17 protein-coding genes and 1 pseudogene are annotated in these 17,727 nt (G+C 59.3%); 12 read left to right on the forward strand and 6 right to left on the reverse strand.

Annotation, left to right across the window (positions count from 1 at the left end; genetic code table 11):
- Positions 1–40: 40 nt before the first annotated feature.
- Positions 41–1,624, reverse strand: a complete 1,584-nt coding sequence (guaA, locus tag RRB22_06485) for a glutamine-hydrolyzing GMP synthase (GenBank protein MDT8384045.1) — start codon at positions 1,622–1,624, stop codon at positions 41–43.
- Between the two features lie 87 nt (positions 1,625–1,711).
- Positions 1,712–3,172: an IMP dehydrogenase gene (gene guaB / locus RRB22_06490; GenBank protein ID MDT8384046.1), complete on the reverse strand. Its 1,461-nt coding sequence runs from the start codon at positions 3,170–3,172 to the stop codon at positions 1,712–1,714.
- Between the two features lie 246 nt (positions 3,173–3,418).
- On the opposite strand from guaB, the gene RRB22_06495 reads away from it, so the two are divergent.
- The 3 genes from RRB22_06495 to RRB22_06505 all read left to right on the forward strand — a co-directional run bounded on the left by RRB22_06495 (position 3,419) and on the right by RRB22_06505 (position 6,703).
- Positions 3,419–3,742: a SoxXA-binding protein gene (locus tag RRB22_06495; protein MDT8384047.1), complete on the forward strand. Its 324-nt coding sequence runs from the start codon at positions 3,419–3,421 to the stop codon at positions 3,740–3,742.
- Between the two features lie 409 nt (positions 3,743–4,151).
- Positions 4,152–4,913, forward strand: a complete 762-nt coding sequence (locus tag RRB22_06500) for a formyltransferase family protein (protein MDT8384048.1) — start codon at positions 4,152–4,154, stop codon at positions 4,911–4,913.
- Positions 4,914–4,927: 14 nt separating this feature from the next.
- A complete protein-coding gene (locus RRB22_06505; GenBank protein ID MDT8384049.1) occupies positions 4,928–6,703 on the forward strand; it encodes an ABC transporter ATP-binding protein in 1,776 nt (591 codons plus the stop codon).
- 119 nt (positions 6,704–6,822) lie between these two features.
- On the opposite strand, the gene RRB22_06510 is transcribed toward RRB22_06505, so the two are convergent.
- Positions 6,823–7,059, reverse strand: a complete 237-nt coding sequence (locus RRB22_06510; GenBank protein ID MDT8384050.1) for a hypothetical protein — start codon at positions 7,057–7,059, stop codon at positions 6,823–6,825.
- A 628-nt stretch (positions 7,060–7,687) separates the two neighbouring features.
- Between RRB22_06510 and RRB22_06515 the strand changes: the two genes are divergently transcribed.
- Positions 7,688–8,485 carry a 2OG-Fe(II) oxygenase gene (locus tag RRB22_06515; protein MDT8384051.1) on the forward strand — a complete coding sequence of 266 codons (798 nt, stop codon included), beginning with the start codon at positions 7,688–7,690 and terminating at the stop codon, positions 8,483–8,485.
- Here the strand turns inward: RRB22_06515 and RRB22_06520 are convergent.
- Both RRB22_06520 and RRB22_06525 read right to left on the reverse strand, forming a co-directional pair.
- The gene (locus RRB22_06520) at positions 8,479–9,663 is read right to left on the reverse strand and encodes an SEC-C domain-containing protein (GenBank protein ID MDT8384052.1); all 1,185 of its coding nucleotides are present in this window, start codon (positions 9,661–9,663) and stop codon (positions 8,479–8,481) included. The genes RRB22_06515 and RRB22_06520 overlap by 7 nt on opposite strands.
- 32 nt (positions 9,664–9,695) lie before the next feature.
- A pseudogene (locus RRB22_06525) lies at positions 9,696–10,085 on the reverse strand (vitamin B12 dependent-methionine synthase activation domain-containing protein).
- Positions 10,086–10,235: 150 nt separating this feature from the next.
- Between RRB22_06525 and xseA the strand changes: the two are divergent.
- From xseA to RRB22_06545, 4 genes are all read left to right on the forward strand, one after another.
- Positions 10,236–11,603 (forward strand): exodeoxyribonuclease VII large subunit, encoded by a 1,368-nt coding sequence (gene xseA, locus RRB22_06530; GenBank protein ID MDT8384053.1) that lies wholly within the window; start codon positions 10,236–10,238, stop codon positions 11,601–11,603.
- Positions 11,604–11,609: 6 nt separating this feature from the next.
- Entirely contained in the window at positions 11,610–12,512 is a 903-nt protein-coding gene (locus tag RRB22_06535) for a peptidoglycan DD-metalloendopeptidase family protein (GenBank protein ID MDT8384054.1), read from the forward strand.
- A gap of 73 nt (positions 12,513–12,585) precedes the next feature.
- Positions 12,586–13,383, forward strand: coding sequence for an ion transporter (locus RRB22_06540; protein ID MDT8384055.1), 798 nt, complete (start codon positions 12,586–12,588; stop codon positions 13,381–13,383).
- Positions 13,380–13,799 carry a hypothetical protein gene (locus tag RRB22_06545; protein MDT8384056.1) on the forward strand — a complete coding sequence of 140 codons (420 nt, stop codon included), beginning with the start codon at positions 13,380–13,382 and terminating at the stop codon, positions 13,797–13,799. The genes RRB22_06540 and RRB22_06545 overlap by 4 nt, the downstream gene beginning before the upstream one ends.
- A gap of 16 nt (positions 13,800–13,815) precedes the next feature.
- On the opposite strand, the gene hemH is transcribed toward RRB22_06545, so the two are convergent.
- Entirely contained in the window at positions 13,816–14,922 is a 1,107-nt protein-coding gene (gene hemH / locus RRB22_06550; GenBank protein ID MDT8384057.1) for a ferrochelatase, read from the reverse strand.
- Between the two features lie 231 nt (positions 14,923–15,153).
- On the opposite strand from hemH, the gene RRB22_06555 reads away from it, so the two are divergent.
- From RRB22_06555 to RRB22_06570, 4 genes are all read left to right on the forward strand, one after another.
- The gene (locus RRB22_06555) at positions 15,154–15,804 is read left to right on the forward strand and encodes an SCO family protein (protein MDT8384058.1); all 651 of its coding nucleotides are present in this window, start codon (positions 15,154–15,156) and stop codon (positions 15,802–15,804) included.
- A 55-nt stretch (positions 15,805–15,859) separates the two neighbouring features.
- Positions 15,860–16,393, forward strand: a complete 534-nt coding sequence (locus tag RRB22_06560) for a copper chaperone PCu(A)C (GenBank protein ID MDT8384059.1) — start codon at positions 15,860–15,862, stop codon at positions 16,391–16,393.
- Positions 16,394–16,520: 127 nt separating this feature from the next.
- A complete protein-coding gene (gene asd / locus RRB22_06565; protein ID MDT8384060.1) occupies positions 16,521–17,315 on the forward strand; it encodes an archaetidylserine decarboxylase in 795 nt (264 codons plus the stop codon).
- A gap of 85 nt (positions 17,316–17,400) precedes the next feature.
- On the forward strand, positions 17,401–17,634 hold the full coding sequence (locus RRB22_06570; GenBank protein ID MDT8384061.1) for a DUF3330 domain-containing protein: 234 nt from the start codon (positions 17,401–17,403) through the stop codon (positions 17,632–17,634).
- The last annotated feature ends 93 nt before the right edge of the window (positions 17,635–17,727 follow it).

A 17,727-nucleotide genomic window follows, 5' to 3' on the forward strand; every position in this document is an offset into this window, starting at 1 on the left:
GTTTGATGCCTGTAGGTGCCTGCCAGTGCCAGACGTGGAATCATTCCCACTCGATTGTGGCGGGCGGCTTGCTGGAGATATCGTAGGCCACACGCGAAATCCCGGGCACTTCATTGATAATGCGCCGCGATACTTCTTCCAGCAGTTCGTAGGGGAGGTGTGCCCAGCGCGCCGTCATAAAATCGATGGTCTCGACTGCACGCAGTGACACCACGTAATCGTAGCGCCGGCCATCACCAGTCACGCCCACTGACTTCACCGGCAGAAACACGGCAAAGGCCTGGCTGACCTTGTGATACCAGTCGTGCTTGTGCAGCTCTTCGATGAAGATGGCATCGGCCGGGCGCAGAATATCGGCATACTCTTTTTTCACTTCACCGAGGATACGTACGCCCAGCCCCGGCCCCGGGAAGGGGTGACGGTAAACCATGTCATAGGGAAGCCCCAGCTCGGTACCCAGCCTACGCACTTCATCTTTAAATAACTCGCGTAGCGGTTCCACCAGGCCCAACTTCATATAGTCTGGCAGACCGCCAACATTATGGTGTGATTTGATGACGTGCGCCTTGCCGGACTTGGCGCCGGCAGACTCGATCACGTCAGGGTAGATGGTGCCCTGTGCCAACCACTTGGCATTGGCGAGCTTAGCCGACTCTTCCTCGAAAATATCGATAAACAGGTTGCCGATGATCTTGCGTTTTTTCTCGGGATCACTCTCGCCGGCCAATGCCGCCATGAAACGATCCTGCGCATTAACCCGAATTACGTGTACACCCATGTGTTCGGCAAAGGTGGCCATGACCTGATCACCTTCGTGAAGCCGCAGCAGGCCATTATCGACAAACACGCAAGTCAACTGTTTGCCGATGGCCTTGTGCAAGAGTGCTGCAACGACCGAACTATCGACACCACCGGAAAGACCCAGGACAACCTCATCCTCACCTACCTGCTCGCGAACTTTGCGGATGTTGTCGTCGATGATGTTGTCAGCGGTCCACAATGCCTGGCAACCACAGATATCATGTACGAAGCGATTAATGATGCGCTCACCCTGATGCGTGTGTGTCACTTCAGGATGGAACTGGATACCGTAAAAATGGCGCCGCTCATCGGCCATGCCGGCCATCGGCGCGGATTCGGTAGAGGCCATCAATTTAAAGTTGGGCGGCAATTCGATGACGCGGTCACCGTGACTCATCCACACATCCAGCAGACCATAGCCTTCAGGGCTGGTGTGATCCTCGATATCCTTTAACAGCTGAGTGTGGCCGTGCGCGCGCACCTGTGCATAGCCGTATTCATGATGGTCGGCGGTTTCCACCTTGCCGCCCAGCTGTGCGGCCATGGTCTGCATGCCGTAACAGATACCCAACACCGGCACACCCAGTTCAAACACGATCTGGGGGGCCCGGGGAGAATCATCGCCGGTTACCGATTCCGGGCCGCCGGAGAGGATGATGCCGGTGGGCGCAAACTCGCGCACGCCCGCCTCATCCATCAGATCGTAGGCGTGCAGTTCGCAATACACACCCGCCTCACGCACTCGTCTGGCAATGAGTTGCGTATATTGCGAGCCAAAATCGAGGATCAGGATGCGATCGGAATGGATGTCGTTGTGACTCATAAACTATGGCTCATAAAAAAAGCGACTCATGGTTAGGCGATAATTGCGGAAGAAAGATACGGCGCTTGCAGGCCATGCCGAATGGCATCATACCCGGTAGTTGGGTGCCTCTTTGGTGATTTGCACATCATGCACATGGCTCTCCGCCATGCCGGCACTGGTGACTCGCACAAATTCCGGCGTAGTGCGCATCTTGTCAATCGTCGCGCAGCCGGTATAACCCATGCTGGAACGAATACCGCCGAGCAGCTGATGGACCACCGGCGCCAGCGGGCCCTTGAAGGGCACGCGGCCTTCAATACCTTCTGGCACCAGCTTGTCGGCCTTGCTGCCTTCCTGGAAATAACGGTCGCTGGAGCCCTCGGCACCGGTCATGGCCCCCAGCGATCCCATCCCACGATAGGATTTGTAGGAACGCCCCTGAAACAGCTCCACCTCACCCGGCGCCTCCTCGGTGCCCGCAAACATGCTGCCGATCATGATGGAATAGGCGCCGGCCACCAGGGCCTTGGCTACATCGCCGGAGTAGCGGATACCACCGTCGGCGATCAGGGGCACGCCGGTGCCGATCAGCGCAGTCGCCACGTTGTCGATCGCGGTGATCTGCGGTACGCCGACGCCGGCCACGATACGGGTGGTGCAGATGGAACCGGGACCAATGCCCACCTTCACACCGTCGGCGCCGGCCGCCACCAGGGCCCTGGCCGCATCAGCGGTGGCGATATTGCCGCCGATCACCTGCACCTGCGGGAAATTCTTCTTGACCCAGCTGACGCGATCCAGCACGCCCTGCGAATGACCGTGGGCGGTGTCCACCACCACCACGTCCACCCCGGCCTCGACCAGGGCCGCAACGCGCTCTGCGGTGCCGTCGCCGGTACCCACCGCCGCGCCCACCCGCAGCCGGCCCTGGCTGTCCTTGCAGGCATTGGGATATTCCGAGGCCTTCTGGATGTCCTTGACGGTGATCAGGCCGCGCAGCCGAAAATTATCATCGACCACCAGCACCTTCTCTATGCGGTAATTGTGCAGCAGGGCCAGCACTTCGTCGTTAGTGGCCCCCTCTTTTACCGTCACCAGTTTGTCTTTACCGGTCATGATGCTGGAAACGGGGCTGTCGAAGCGGGTCTCGAAGCGCAGATCACGCCCGGTGACGATACCGACCAGTTCCTCGCCATCCACCACCGGCACGCCGGAGATATTGTGGGCGCGGGTCAGGGCCAGTACGTCACGGATACTGGCATTGGGGTTCACCGAAATGGGGTCCTTGATCACCCCGCTCTCGTATTTCTTCACCAGCCGCACCTGTTCCGCCTGCTGCTCGCCGGTCATATTTTTGTGAATGATGCCGATACCGCCCTCCTGCGCCATGCTGATGGCCAGGCGTGCCTCGGTCACAGTGTCCATGGCGGCGGAAATCAGCGGAATATTCAGGGTGATCTCCCGTGTCAGTTGGGTGACCAGGCTCACTTCCTTGGGCATGACGGTAGAATGGGCGGGAATCAGTAAAACATCATCGAAAGTAAGGGCTTCTTGAGCTATACGCATGAGCGGGATTCCAAATAGGGCCAGAAGTGGGTGGGGCGCAGATTATATAAGCTGGATGGGTAGCGGGCAAACTACTCGGCCCGTTAGGCCCGTTTCAGGCTTGATCTGCGCAGGGGTTGTGTGATTAAGTAGCGCTCGTGTATAAGAATTACCTACAATCTCAAGGTAACAGCTAGTGATAACACGCCGTTTTCCGCTTCAGGCAACCGTCTGGAAGGAAAGTAAATACGCATCGGAGGAGGAATAATGAACAAATCTTTGATTTTTGGTGCCCTGATCTTCGCCCTCAGTGGTTGCTCAATGTTTAGCGGTGGCGACTCTGCAGGTTCCGCTAACGCCGCTGCCGCCAATTCGGCTATCGCCGCTGCTGAGGCCGCGCTGGAAAAGGCCCGTGGCGTTGAGGGTGAATGGCGTGATGCCGACAAGAAGATGCTCAAGGCCGCCAAGGCTGCTGCCAGCAAGGGTGAGTTTGAAGAGGCGATCAAGCTGGCCGACAAGGCCAAGTTTGAGGGCGAAATGGGCTACACACAGGCCATGCAACAGAAGGACGCTGGACCCTGGTTGTTCTAACGCCGGTTTTTTGGGGACGGCCTTAGCGTAACGGTACTATCAGTACCGGCCCCGTTGTCGGCCCGCTCTAAAAGATCACCAAAAAGGCAGACTGCCCCGGCAGACTGCCTTTTTTTATGCCTCACGTTCGCGACAGCCTTCAACCACCAAAATCACGCAGATCGGGATACACTATGCCCATGCCGCAGACGCCAGCCCCAGAATTGACCCACGCACCCGAGCGCAAGATATACAGCGTTTCGATGCTGATTTACCCCGTGCCGGTGCAAGGGGCGGAGGCGCCACCCTCCATCGTCGAGGCCATGCACCGCCATTTTCATCTCAGACAATGAAAATCGCATACTGCGGCTATGACTTCTTCAGCGAGTGTCTGCAGGCATTATTGTCCAGGGGCGACGATGTCTATCGCGTGTTCACCTTCGAGTGCGATAACCGTTTTGATTTCAATCACAACATAACCGAAATCAGCCGGCAATATTCTCTGCCGTTAACGGATCGACCAATCGGCAAAAACGACCTGGAACAATTGCGGCAGGAAGGTTGCGAGCTGGTGATCACCGCAGGCTACCGCTACAAGGTTCCGGACTTGTCCTCAGTCGGTATCAAAGGCATCAATATCCACCCCACTCTGTTGCCGGTGGGCAGGGGACCCTGGCCGCTTCCGTGGACGATTTTATCCGGCCAGCAACGCAGTGGCGTGACGATACACAAACTGACTCCGGACTTTGATGCGGGCGACATCCTGGTGCAGCGCGAGTTTGCGCTGGAAGCCAATGAAAACCTTGAGTCTCTCAGCGCCAAAACCCAACTCCAGGCCAAGGCGATGCTGACCGATCTCATGGATAATTTTACGGACGCGTGGCAAAGCGCCCGGCCGCAGGGGGAGGAATACAGTGCCTGGCCACGGCCTTCCATCGCCGATCGCACCCTGGATTGGAATGCCGGCGTGGCGAAGCTGGATACCCTCTGCCGGGCTTTCGGCAAAATGGGATGTTATGGAAAATTCGATGGCAAAATCTGGATTGTCTACAGGCTCGTCGCCTGGCCGGCCCATCACGATTACGAGAGCGGCGCGGTCGTGCACCAGACGAACACAGAAATGATCGTGGCGGCCGCTGAAGGCCTTGTCAGCCTTCAGTATTTTGAACCTGCATCGTTGATAGCAGGCTAGCGGCCAGTGGTGCAATGACTCATAAATTTGAACGATACCTGGCGTGGCAGAAACGGATCGCGCGGTTTTTTCTGCCCTATTTAAAGCCGGACCATACCAAGCTGTATCTCCTGAGCGCCTTCAGCCTGCTCATGACCGCCACCAATGCCTTCTTGATCTGGAAACTCGGCACGGCCGTGTCGCAGATCAGCGGAGGAGAATTCGGCCAGCTGAATAATACCTTGCTGATGATCGCCGCGCTGGCTTTGCTTAACCAGGTGCTACGTATTGCCTACGCGTATGTCTACCAGCGCCTAAGCCTCGCCTTCGTCGACAGGCTCAGGGGCAAAATGTTCGAGCACATCATGGAGGTTTCGGTTCCCATTCTGCAGCGCTTCAAGAAGGGCGACTTGATGGCCCGACTGAGCAGCGATGTGGACCGTGCCCTGACCTATGTGATTAATCTGCCACTCAACCTATTTGAGAACATCACTGTATTTGTTGCCTATGCCGTTGTGCTGCTATGGATCGACTGGAAGTTATCTCTGATTGCGCTGACCATGGCCCCCCTCTTTTTTCTGTCCCAGTTATATGTGGCGCCAAAAAGCGGCGAAATTTCCCGCCAATTCACCAAGGAACGGGTCGAGCTGGCCAACATCGAGGAGCAGACGCTGAGTAATTTGCGGGGCATCAGCACCTTCAATAGCGAGCTGTTCATGCGCGATACGCACAAGACCCAGTTTGATAGCGCGCGGAAGTGGGCGTTGAAAACCAGAGAGATTCAGATTCTCTATAACTCCCTGTTTACCGCGCTACTGTATTTTGCGGGTGTCGTAGTCGTCTACAGCGGCATCGCGGAAATCGAGTCGGGACAATTAGCCATTGGTGCGCTGGTCAGCTTTCTGATTTATATCCGCAACATCACCGGGCCCATTCGCACCCTGGCGCGCATACCGATTACGTTGCAATCCGACCGCGTTGCGGCGGAGCGTCTGATGGAAATCCTGGCAATGGAGCCCGCCGTCGAGGACAGAGAAAGCGGCCGGTCGCTGCGTGTGCCGCACGGTGACATTCTGTTCAAGGATGTGTCGTTCACCTACCCGAATCAGGACCGGCCGGTATTTTCCCGGCTTTCCGCTCAGATCCGTGCCGGTGAATCCGTTGCCCTGGTCGGGCCGAGCGGGGCCGGCAAGTCTACCTTTGCCGGTTTGTTGTTACGCTTCCATGATCCACAGCAGGGATCCATCTGCATCGACGGCGTGGACATCAAGTCCGTCAGCCTGCGATCGCTGCGCAATCAGATCTCCATCGTCTGGCAGGAACCGTTTTTGGTCAACGGCAGCATTCGGCAGAATTTTTACCTGGCAAAACCGGATGCGACGGAAGCGCAGATGCAGGATGCCTGCAACTCCAGTTATGCCTGGGAATTCGTCGCCGGCCTGGAGCATGGTTTGGACACTGTCATCGGCGCCAACGGCATTGAGTTATCGGCCGGGCAACGGCAACGTCTGGCCATTGCCCAGGCCTTTCTGCGTGATACGCCGCTATTGATTCTGGATGAGGCCTCATCCGCGCTCGACAGCCGATCCGAGCAAATGGTTGCGGACGCCTTGCAGGCCCTGCGCAAGCAACGCACCACGGTGATTATCGCCCATCGCTTTTCTTCCATCCGCAGTGTGGACAGGATTCTCTATATCGATGGAAAGGGTTGCCTGACAGTGGGCACGCACCAGGAGTTACTTGATCAGCATAGTGAATACAAGGCTGCCGTCGATTGGCAAATGGCGGAGCGGCCAGGGGATGTCGGTTAATCAAGCAAGAGCAGAAAATCCGCTCCGTTGACGAGGCAAATAAAAAGGGCATTGCCTTGGCAATGCCCTTTTGTGGACGCTCAGCGGACTAACTGAAATCTACCGCTGAGTGTGGTGCATCACGCGCTAATGCGTGATGCGGGCCGGTTAGGCGCCACCGCCCATACCACCACCCATACCGCCGCCCATACCACCAGCGGCTGCGGCTGGTGCCGGGGCTGGTGCTGGAGCTGGTGCCGGAGCTGCTGCAGCGGGTGCCGGAGCGGCGGCCATGCCGCCCATACCACCACCCATGCCACCACCCATGCCACCCCCCATACCGCCGCCCATACCACCACCGCCTCCCATTCCTCCACCCATAACGCTCTCCTTTGCAATATCCGAATATTGATTAAGTATGTGTTTCACGTTCATGACCGAGTATCCGTGGCCTGTGAAACACGGCTCCTGATTGCCGATTTTATTGCTGATTGATTGGTCGGCAATCGCGCGCACGAGACCACGCGCTTCCGGAGACTAGGATATTTATGTCCAATGGTCAACATTTGATGGTCAAAATCCACGATAAAGCGGTCGGCCTAATACCGGTATTTTTTCGATGCTTATAACCCGGCAATAGCCCGGCAATCACTCAGGGGCGATGATGTTGCGAGCGAGACGTGGGTACAACAGTGTGATTATTAAAGTATTTTAGTCCTGCACCGGCTTTCGTCAGCGCTATCTCGTTGTACCGGCCAGTTGTGCCTACCAATTGTGCCGGCCAAATTCACCCATTCTCATCTCCGACTGTTATTCTGGCCTGTGTGAAATTACATTATGATTTTTCTAGCTCTGGCCGGACTTTCCGGCTTTGTGCAGAACCGAGGGGGAATTTGCTGGCTTGCCGGACCTGCTTCGCATACCATTTTTATGGTTATAGGGGTGCGCACAATGGCGAGTTAGGAAGGCATATCCCATCGAATCCACACGCAAAGGTCTTCACTCATGTCAATTGGAATAGAAACGGCCGGACGCCCGGCGCCACTCATTCTTCCCACCACCGAACCCGTGGCGGATTTTCATCCCGAGCCCGACGATTTCTGCTTCTGTAACAGCGGCAAGCGATTCGGTGGTTGTTGCGGATCCACCGACCTGGTGCGCCCGCCGCCTTATGGGCTGTTCATGTTCGAAAATTTTCTCGATCCCAAGCAGGCCCGGGAGTTGACCGACTATGCCGAGCAGTGCGAGGGCGAGCGCCTGATGGTGATCGATAATATACAGTCCACCCCCGACAACATCGTCAAGGTGGAAGACCCGCGGCGTATTACCGAACGGGTCAAGTTGGGTGCCAGACGCAAGGAAATCCAGGCGATGATGGGGCGGGCTTTTATCGATCTGGCGCAACGGTGTGTCGGCGCCAAACTGGATTGGTACGAGCTGCCCGATTTGATGCGGTACCGGCAAGGGGGATTTTATGTCCGGCACGCCGACAGCCAGAACAAGGATGAGGCGACCAACACGTGGCGCAAGGTGATCGATCGTGATCTCAGCATGCTCATCTACTTAAACGATGGCTATGAAGGCGGCGAGCTGAGCTTTTACAAATTCAATTATCAGATCCGGCCGCGGGCCGGTGCGGCGGTCCTGTTCCCCTCGGACCATCGCTATTTGCACCAGGCCGAAACCCTTAAAAGCGGTGTCCGCTATGCCCTGGTTAGCTGGGCCTCCGTGCAAGGGGTGCCGAAGATTGCGTCGCAGCCGCCCCAATGCGCCGTGCCTGTGGAATATAAGCCGGGTCAATAGCCCAGCAAATCGCCGGGCAGTCCGTCCTCGGGGTAATCTGCTGCCAAAAGTTTTCGCGCCAATTCCTCCGCCGCCGCCAGCTCCGCCTGATGTGCGGACAATAGTGCTGTTATTTCTCCGTCCCGTTGTTGCGGGCTGTAGGTGAATTTACTGTTCTTGGAATAGACGCCGAGCAGCGGCGCCATGGCCTGCTCAAGCGTTGTCCCCTCGATCGGCATCAAACCGAACCAGTCTGCGCATCGTGCAACGGCGGTGTAGGGATTGGCGAGCATGTGATTGAACTCGAGACTGCGTACGCGGGCCGGCATGCTGCGGTAGGCCTTGTGGAACAGTGCGATGTTGTACGACCAATACAATGCCGCCAGTTCCCCATAGGCGTCCTCGGCCACCGTGAAGTCCGGGCCGAGCCCCAGCAGTTGATTGATGGGCTGGCGCAACGCGGCGTAGCGCTGCGCGATCCACTGCTTGCGGTTATTCGCCTTGAGGCAGCCGGCGAGAAATTCTTGCAGCGGGGTGTGCATAAACAGCAGAGGGGCGTCCGCATGCCGCTCGATCATGGCCAGCATGAGGGGGTTGGCATAATCGTTGGCCTTGACCACCGCCATCTGCTGCGCATCAAAACGGCGTGACAACAATGCCATGACGCGCCGGTACCAGGCATCTTTATCCTGGGGGGAATTGGCCGGATTGCGCAGATATGCCAGCAGGTTGCCCAGCAGTTCCGGCTCGCGGATCGGCAGCGTGTGATACGCCGCGTCGAGGGCCTGGGACATGAGTGTTGAACCGCAAAAGGCGGTGTGAAAGATGAAGGCGGTTTGTTGACCGGCGATTTTGTCACAGGCCGACCGTAGCCATGCCAGGTCAGTTTGGATAATGCAGCTACCTTTGATGCGTCCCGGGTCCATAAACACGCTGTCCCGATACGTCTGCGGCGACATCATGATGAAGTAGCTCTGGTATTCGGCAAAATTTACCCGCGCCGGAAACAGGGCGGGGCTGGCATCGATGTGCTCCAGCGCCTCCTGCAATTGCGCAGTCAGCGGCTCGTCTGCGACAACACCTTCGGTGGTTATAGCGGCCACGATGTGGGGCTGCGAGCGCTCGGCCTTGCCGCAACAGGCTCCGTAGACCAGGCCGCTGCCGCACGGGCAAGGCATCTCACTCGATTCGATATCCATTGTTATTCTCCCTTCTCTATCCTGGCGAGCCGTCAATAGCCCAGGTTCGGCGCCAGCCAATACTCCGCGAACATGCGCGTCATGTCCTTGCGTTGCGCGTAGTCGTCGACCTGATCCTGGTTGATTTTGCCTACCGTGAAATAGGCGGCCTCGGGGTGCGAAAAATAGAAACCGCTGACGGCGGCGGTGGGCAACGAGGCCATGGCCTCGGCGAACCAGCTGCCGGTGCTTTCCTTCACCGCCATGAGATCCCACAGCAGGTTCTTTTCGGTGTGCTCGGGGCAGGCAGGATAACCGGGCGCGGGGCGAATGCCCTGGTATTTCTCATAGATGAGATCGGTGTTGTCGAAGTACTCGTTCGGCGCGTAGCCCCAGATCTCCCTGCGCGCCTTCCGGTGCAAAAGTTCAGCGAAGCTCTCGGCGAAACCGCGAGGAAGTATAAACCCCCTGTTCGCTCTAAAACCACCCCGGACCACGCTGAAAAGGCCCGTGGCGTTAAGGGTGAATGGCGTAATGCCGACAAGGCCAAGTTTGAGGGCGAAATAGGCTACGCATCGCGATACACTATGCGCATGCCGCAGACACCAGCCCCTGAATCGACCCTTGCACCCGAGCGCGAGATCTACAGCGTTTCGATGCTGAACAATGCCGCGCGCGACCTGTTGGAGCGGGAATTTCCGCTGATCTGGGTGGAGGGTGAGATCTCCAACCTCGCCCGCCCCGCCTCCGGCCACCTCTATTTCAGCCTCAAGGATGCCGACGCCCAGCTGCGCTGCGCCATGTTCAAGCTGCGCAACCGGCTGGTGGGTTTCCGCCCCGACAATGGTCAGCAGGTACTGGTGCGCGGACGGCTCAGCCTCTATCCGGCGCGGGGTGACTACCAGCTCATTGTCGAACACATGGAAGAGGCCGGCGACGGCGCCCTGCGCCGCCAGTTCGAGCTACTCAAACAACGCCTGGGTCACGAAGGCCTGTTCGATGCCGGGAGCAAACAACCCCTACCGGCCCTGCCCCGCCGACTGGGGGTGATCACCTCACCCAGCGGGGCGGCCATCCGCGACATCCTCAGCGTGCTCAGGCGGCGCTTTCCAAGCATCCCGGTGCTGATTTACCCCGTGCCGGTGCAAGGGGTGGAGGCGCCACCCGCCATCGTCGAGGCGCTGCGGACGGCGAATACCCGCCGGGAATGCGATCTGCTGATCCTGGCCCGCGGCGGTGGCTCACTGGAAGACCTGTGGGCCTTCAACGACGAGGCGGTGGCCCGCGCCATCCACGCCAGCACCCTTCCGGTGGTCTGCGGCGTGGGCCATGAGGTCGACGTCACCATCGCCGATTTTGTGGCCGATGTGCGTGCGCCCACGCCCTCGGCGGCGGCCGAGCTGGTCAGCCCGGATCGCAACGAGTGGCTGGACAGTTTTGCGGCCTGGCAGCAGCGCCTGACACGCAGTTGGCAGACCCAGCTGGCCCGGCGTCAGCAACACCTGGACTGGCTACGCCGGCAACTGAAACACCCGGGACAGCGACTGCGTGAACGGGCCCAACGGCTGGATGAGCTGGAGCAGCGTCTCAGGCTGGCGCGGCTGGGCCGACTGCGCCAGCTGCAGGCCCGGCTGAACACCCTGCGCGCGCGGCTGTATGGCCACTCGCCGGTGCAGCCGCTGCGCGCGACCCGCCTGCGACTGGACAGCCTGCAGCACCGCAGTCAGCGCGCCATTCGCGCCAGACTGACCCAACAGCGCGCCCGGCTTGGCAATCTCAGCCGGGCGCTGGATGCGGTCAGCCCGCTGGCCACCCTCGGCCGCGGCTACGCCATCGTGCAGAAACCCGACGGCAAGGTCGTGCGCCGCGTCGACGAGGTGTGCGTGGGGGAGCGCATCAACACCCGGCTCGGTAGCGGCCGTCTCGACTGTCGTGTCGAGGCCGTGCACGGGGAGGATTGAAGGCCTGTGAATACCGCCATCAAATGGCTGATTTACTTTGGCCTGCTGCTCACCACCGGCCTGCCGGCGATCGCCCTGGCGGCAACGCCCGCTGCCAGCCCCCTGCCCCAGACCGCGGCCGTGCCCGGCGGTATCGTCACGCTGAATCTGGGCCCCGCCGAGGGCCCGGCGCCGGTGGTGCATTACCAGCAGCGGCGGGTGATGGTGGTGCAGGCCGACGGGCACTGGCAGGCGGTGGTCGGCATCCCCCTCACTGCCCGCAGTGGCCCGCAGAACCTCAGGCTGGCCGGTCGCAGCCAGACCGTGGAGTTTGAGGTCCAGGCCAAGGACTATGCCGAGCAGCGACTCACCATCAAAGACAAACGCAAGGTCAATCCCAACCCGGATGACCTGACCCGCATTCGTGGCGAACGGGGGCGCATTGTTAACGCGCTACGTCACTGGCAATTTCAGGATAGCGTGGACACCCGCTTCATCCTGCCGGTGACAGGCCGACTCAGCAGCCCCTTCGGCCTGCGGCGTTTTTTCAACGAGCAACCCCGCAAACCCCACAGCGGCATCGATATCGCCGCGCCGGAGGGCACGCCCATTGTCGCCCCCGCCGCCGGGCGCATCATCGAAACCGGGGACTTTTTCTTCAACGGCAACTCGGTGTTCATCGACCATGGCCAGGGGCTGGTGACGATGTACTGCCACATGAGTCGGGTGGAGGTGAAGGCCGGACAGCGGGTCGCGCGTGGCGAGGCCATCGGCGCCGTGGGCCAGACCGGTCGCGTCACCGGCCCGCACCTGCACTGGAGTGTCAGCCTCAACGATGCGCGGGTGGATCCGGGCCTGTTTTTCGAGGATCTCGAGACACTGCTCACGCCCGCCGCGGCCCCGCTGAGCGAGGCCCGCAGCGCCCCCTGATCCCCCTTGCGCCGACGCAGGCGGGCCGGTAAGGTTGCGCGCCACAGCAACTCACACGAACCACGCAGTCACCATGAAAAAATTTGCCCAAACCCTGGTCGAAAAAACCGCCTTTGAATATTTCATCGTCGGACTCATCCTGTTCAACGCCGTGATCCTCGGCCTGGAGACCTCGCCCGAAATTGTCGCCGAGTACGATAGCTGGCTGCACTTTGGCAATCAGTTTATCCTCGCCATCTTTATCCTCGAGGCGGCACTGAAGATCATCGCCGTCGCACCCCGGCTCAGGCTCTATTTCGGCAACGGCTGGAACCTGTTCGACTTCACCGTGGTGGTGCTCTCGCTGATTCCCGCCAGCGGCGAATACGCGATGATCGCCCGCCTGGCACGGCTGCTGCGGGTCGCGCGGCTGATCTCTACCATCCCCGAGCTGCGGTTGATCATTTCCACCCTGGTGCGCTCCATCCCCAGCATGGGCCACGTGCTGATGTTGATGGGGGTAATCTTCTACATCTACGCGGTGGCTGGCTATCACCTGTTCCACGAACACGATCCTGAACACTGGCGCAATCTGGGTATGTCGTTGCTCACCCTGTTCCGCGTCGTTACCCTCGAAGACTGGACCGACGTGATGTACACCGCCATGGAGATGCACTACCTGAGCTGGATGTACTTCGTCAGCTTCGTGGTGGTGGGTACCTTCGTGGTCATCAACCTGTTCATCGCCGTGGTGCTCAACAACCTCGAGGAGGCCAAACAGGAACAACTGGCGGCGCTACAGACACCGGCCAGCAAGGACGAGATCCTCAAGGAATTGCAGCAGACACAGGAAGCGCTCAGGCGACTCCAGGCGAGGTTGGAAAAACAGTGAGCCGCGATACCATCAGCAACCGCATCGACATCAGCCTGGAGTTCTATTTCAAGGGGGAACGCTATACGCCCACCGCCAGCATCGAGCTGGATGGGCTCATCGGCAACGACGACGGCCTGCCCTCGTTTCACCAGATCCTGGCCAGGCGCAACGATATCGACCTGCTTTCCTACCACTATGAGATCATGCTGGAGGAGCCGGTGCGGGTCACCGGCGCAGAGGGCCTGGTGGCAGACTATGTGACCGATGGCCGGCTGGATGAGGCGGGTTTTCTACAGGCCTGGCGCGAACAGGGGATGTCGGCGCAACTGCAGGCCATCGCCCAACAGTATTTAGCGATCGATGATTTGCAGAAAAACCCAGCATTGAAAGATGCCTTAACCGCCGCTTTTCAACTTGGCAGAGAGATCGGCTAAAACCCCGCTCGCTGCGTTAGTCCTCCGCACCCATGGCCTTCGCCCGCGCCTGCCGCGCGGCATTTTCCGCCTCGTGTTGCGCGGCATTCCAGTCCGGCTCCGCTTCCGGCCAGCCCGCCAGGTGTTTTTGCACCAGGGCCGACAGGGCCTTGATGTGGTCCGGCCGGTCATTCAGCGCGGGAATGTAGTGAAACTGCTCGCCGCCGGCGTCGAGATAGGCGTGCTTGTTTTCCACCGTGATCTCTTCCAGGGTTTCCAGGCAGTCCGCCGAAAACCCGGGGCAGATGATGTCCACCGATTTCACCCCGGCGGCGCCCAGCTCCCGCAGGGTCTCGATGGTGTAGGGCTGTAGCCACTCCTCACGACCAAAGATGGACTGAAAGGTCAGCTGCCAGCGGTCAGCTGCCAGGCCCAGACGTTCGGCCACCAGCCGCGCGGTCTTCTGGCAATGGCAGTGATAGGGATCGCCTTCGGTGAGAAAACGCCGGGGGGTGCCGTGAAAGGAGAACAGCAATTTCTGCGGCGGCTCGCGTCCGCTCCAGGACTCCCGAATGCTGGCGGCCAGCGCCTCAATATAACCGGTCTCATCGTGATATTGATTGACGAAGCGCAGCTCCGGCATCCAGCGCCAGTGGGCCATCTCCGCGGCAATGGCATCAAAGGTGGAGGCCGTGGTACTGCACGAATACTGCGGATACAGCGGCAGCACCAGGATGCGACGCGCACCGGCGTCGCGCAATTTTTGCATCGCCGAGGCCAGCGAAGGGTTGCCGTAACGCATGCCCAGCTCCACCACCACCGGGCCGGGCAGACGCTGCGCCAGTTCGGTGCGCAGGGCCTCCAGCTGGCGTCGGGCGATCGCCAGCAGCGGCGAGCCGTCCTCGGTCCAGATACTGGCGTAGGCCCGGGCCGAACGCGCCGGCCGGATGCGCAGAATCACCCCGTGTAGAATCAGCCACCAAAGGGGGCGCGGCAGGTTGTCCACAATGCGCGGGTCCCACAGGAACTCCCCCAGATAACGACGCAAGGCCCCCGCAGTGGGGGCATCCGGCGTACCCAGATTGGTGATGAGCACACCGGTGGTCATCTGACTGTCGTGGCTAAAACGGGTGCTGGTCGACATGTTTTCCCCTGTTTTTTTTGTAATCCGGCTAGCTCATGCCTTCGCGTAGTGCGCGCGTGGCCGCCTGGTTCCACCGGCAGCCGGCTGCGACAAACTGCCGCAGCGCATAAGCAGCACATAAAAAGACCCGTAGTATAAACCGCTCACGGGGAATTATCGTGCGATAATCACCACATGTTCTTACCCGCACCAAGCAATACATTTGCGCGCCCCAAGGCCTCGTACTGAGCAATGAGCAAAACCCTGAAAGTGGCCCTCGGCCTGGGCTTCGCCATGTTGCTCATCGGCATCGCCATCAGCTTCACGCAACGAGGATCCGTTGCCACGGACAATGACGATGCGGTGCTAGCGGATGCGCGTCTTGCCACACCCAGACCGCTGACCGCCTTTGCGCTGACGGCCCACGATTCAAGGCCGCTCGACCGGGAGCGGTTGCGGGGCCGATGGACGCTGCTGTTTTTCGGCTATACCCACTGCCCCGATGTCTGCCCGATCACCCTCAGCGAACTGGCGGGCATGGCCAGAACGCTGGAACCGACGCTACGGGACGACACCCAGTTTGTGTTTGTCTCGGTGGATCCACAACGGGACACACCCGAGTCACTGGGGGACTACGTCCGCTATTTTGACGAGCGCTTTTTAGGTGCAACGGGCAGCATCGAGGCGTTGACCTCACTCGCCCGGCAACTGGACTCCCGGTTCAGCCTGGAGACCGATCCCGCCGGTGAACCCGTCGTCAACCATTCCAGCGCCATGTTGTTGATCGACCCCCAGGTCCGGTATTATGCCCGCCTCAAGGCACCGCACTATGCCGAGCAGATTCGCACGCAGTATCTGGCCCTACGGGCGGAATACCAACAGTTTCAATCCAGTCGCCCATAAATCCGGCGCCGCAATCAACATCACCATCACATTTTTCCACAATCCCGAGACGCCCATGAAGCCTACCAGAGCATTAGCAATAATTTTCGTTCTACTGTCTTTGATCACCGCAGCAACCGGCGCCACAGCAGGCAAGCTTGAGATACACGACGCCTGGGCGCGCGAGGCGCCACCGAATGCGGCGGTCATGGCGGCCTATCTGACCCTGCACAATCACTCTGAGCAGACCTACACCCTGGTCAGCGCCGCTTCACCTGACTTTGAGCGCGTTGAAATACACCGTACGCAACAGCGGGATGGCATGACAACGATGACCCCCGTCTCGCGCGTCATGCTGAGCGCGAACGGCAGTGTCAGCTTTCAACCCGGTGGCCTGCATCTGATGTTGATGCAAGCCAAAAAACCGCTCAAGGCCGGCGATGCTGTTACACTGCGCCTGTTTTTTAGCGACGAAAGTTCGCTGTCGATTTCCGCTCCGGTCAAAAAGGCCGCGCCGGGCAATGGACACGCCATGCAGCATGGCGAACACGAAACCCAGCATGACAGCCCGCACAATGCACACGACAAAGATCACCACTCTTCACACTAAACTCAACACAGAGCCCAACACAGAGTCAGCCATGTCAACCCCTCCTGCACAACGCGCCGCCAGCCTGCTCGACTACCTGAAGGCATGGCCAACCTATCTGCTGCCACTGCATGCCTTATCGCGCATCATGCACAGGCTTACCCGCAGTGAAATTCGCTGGTGGAAGACGGCCTTCACGCGTTGGTTCGTCAAGCAATTCAATGTCGACATGGGCCTGGCGCAGGAACCCGATCTGGACCGCTATCCGAGCTTTAATGCCTTTTTCACCCGCGCGCTGCATGCCAGGGCACGACCTGTGGTGGTCGATGAAAACCTGCTTGCCAGTCCGGTGGACGGGGCAATAAGCCAGCTGGGAAACATCGAAAACGGCCGTATTTTTCAGGCCAAAGGGCGTGACTACACCCTGTTAGAACTGTTGGGCAACGACGCCGAAAAGGCGCGCCAGTTTGAAGATGGCCGTTTTGCGACCCTGTATCTTTCACCGCGTGATTACCATCGCATCCACCTACCCATCGATGGAAAACTGACCGCCATGGCGCATATTCCAGGCCGACTATTCAGCGTTAGCCCTGCCACGGCCCGCGCCATCCCGCGTCTGTTCGCGCGCAATGAACGGGTTGTTGCCTATTTTGAAACGGAGCTGGGACCGATGGCGATGGTGCTGGTGGGGGCAATCTTTGTCGCCAGCATCGAAACGGTCTGGGCCGGTGAGGTCACCCCACCGGCAGGCCGGACGATCCGTCACTGGGAATACGATCCCGCGGCCCCGGCCCATCAATTCCGCAAGGGTGATGAAATCGGCCGCTTTAATATGGGCTCGACCGTGATCTTATTACACGCCAAAGACCGTATCGAATGGCTGGACAGCCTCCATCCGGCGGACAGCGTCCAGATGGGTCAGGCCATCGCCCGGCGTCACTGATCCTTGGTCTCACAGGCTCTCGGATCTGTGGCTCAGGCCAAACTGGGCTATGCTTGGAATGGTCTGTTGAGATGAGGTATTGGACATGTCTACAAAAGCACACCCCGCAGGAAAACCCACCCCCGAAGAACCCGACAAGATCGCCTGTAGTGTCTGTCTGGCGGAAATCCCCGAATCCGTCGCTGTCAGCCGTGAGGCCGATGACTACACCCATCACTTCTGTGGCCTAGCCTGTTATAACCGCTGGCGCGACGAAAACAGCCACGCCGATGGTCAGGCAACGCACACAACAACGCACACAACAAAAGGGAATACCTGAACAACCCCTACCGGGTTTTGTTGACGTGCATTTCAGATGCCAGGGCTATGAAAAGAGGCCGCCCGAAATGCCGGCGGGGAAAGCTGGAAGGAC

The organism is Gammaproteobacteria bacterium (assembly GCA_032250735.1).
GTDB lineage: Bacteria > Pseudomonadota > Gammaproteobacteria > SZUA-152 > SZUA-152 > SZUA-152.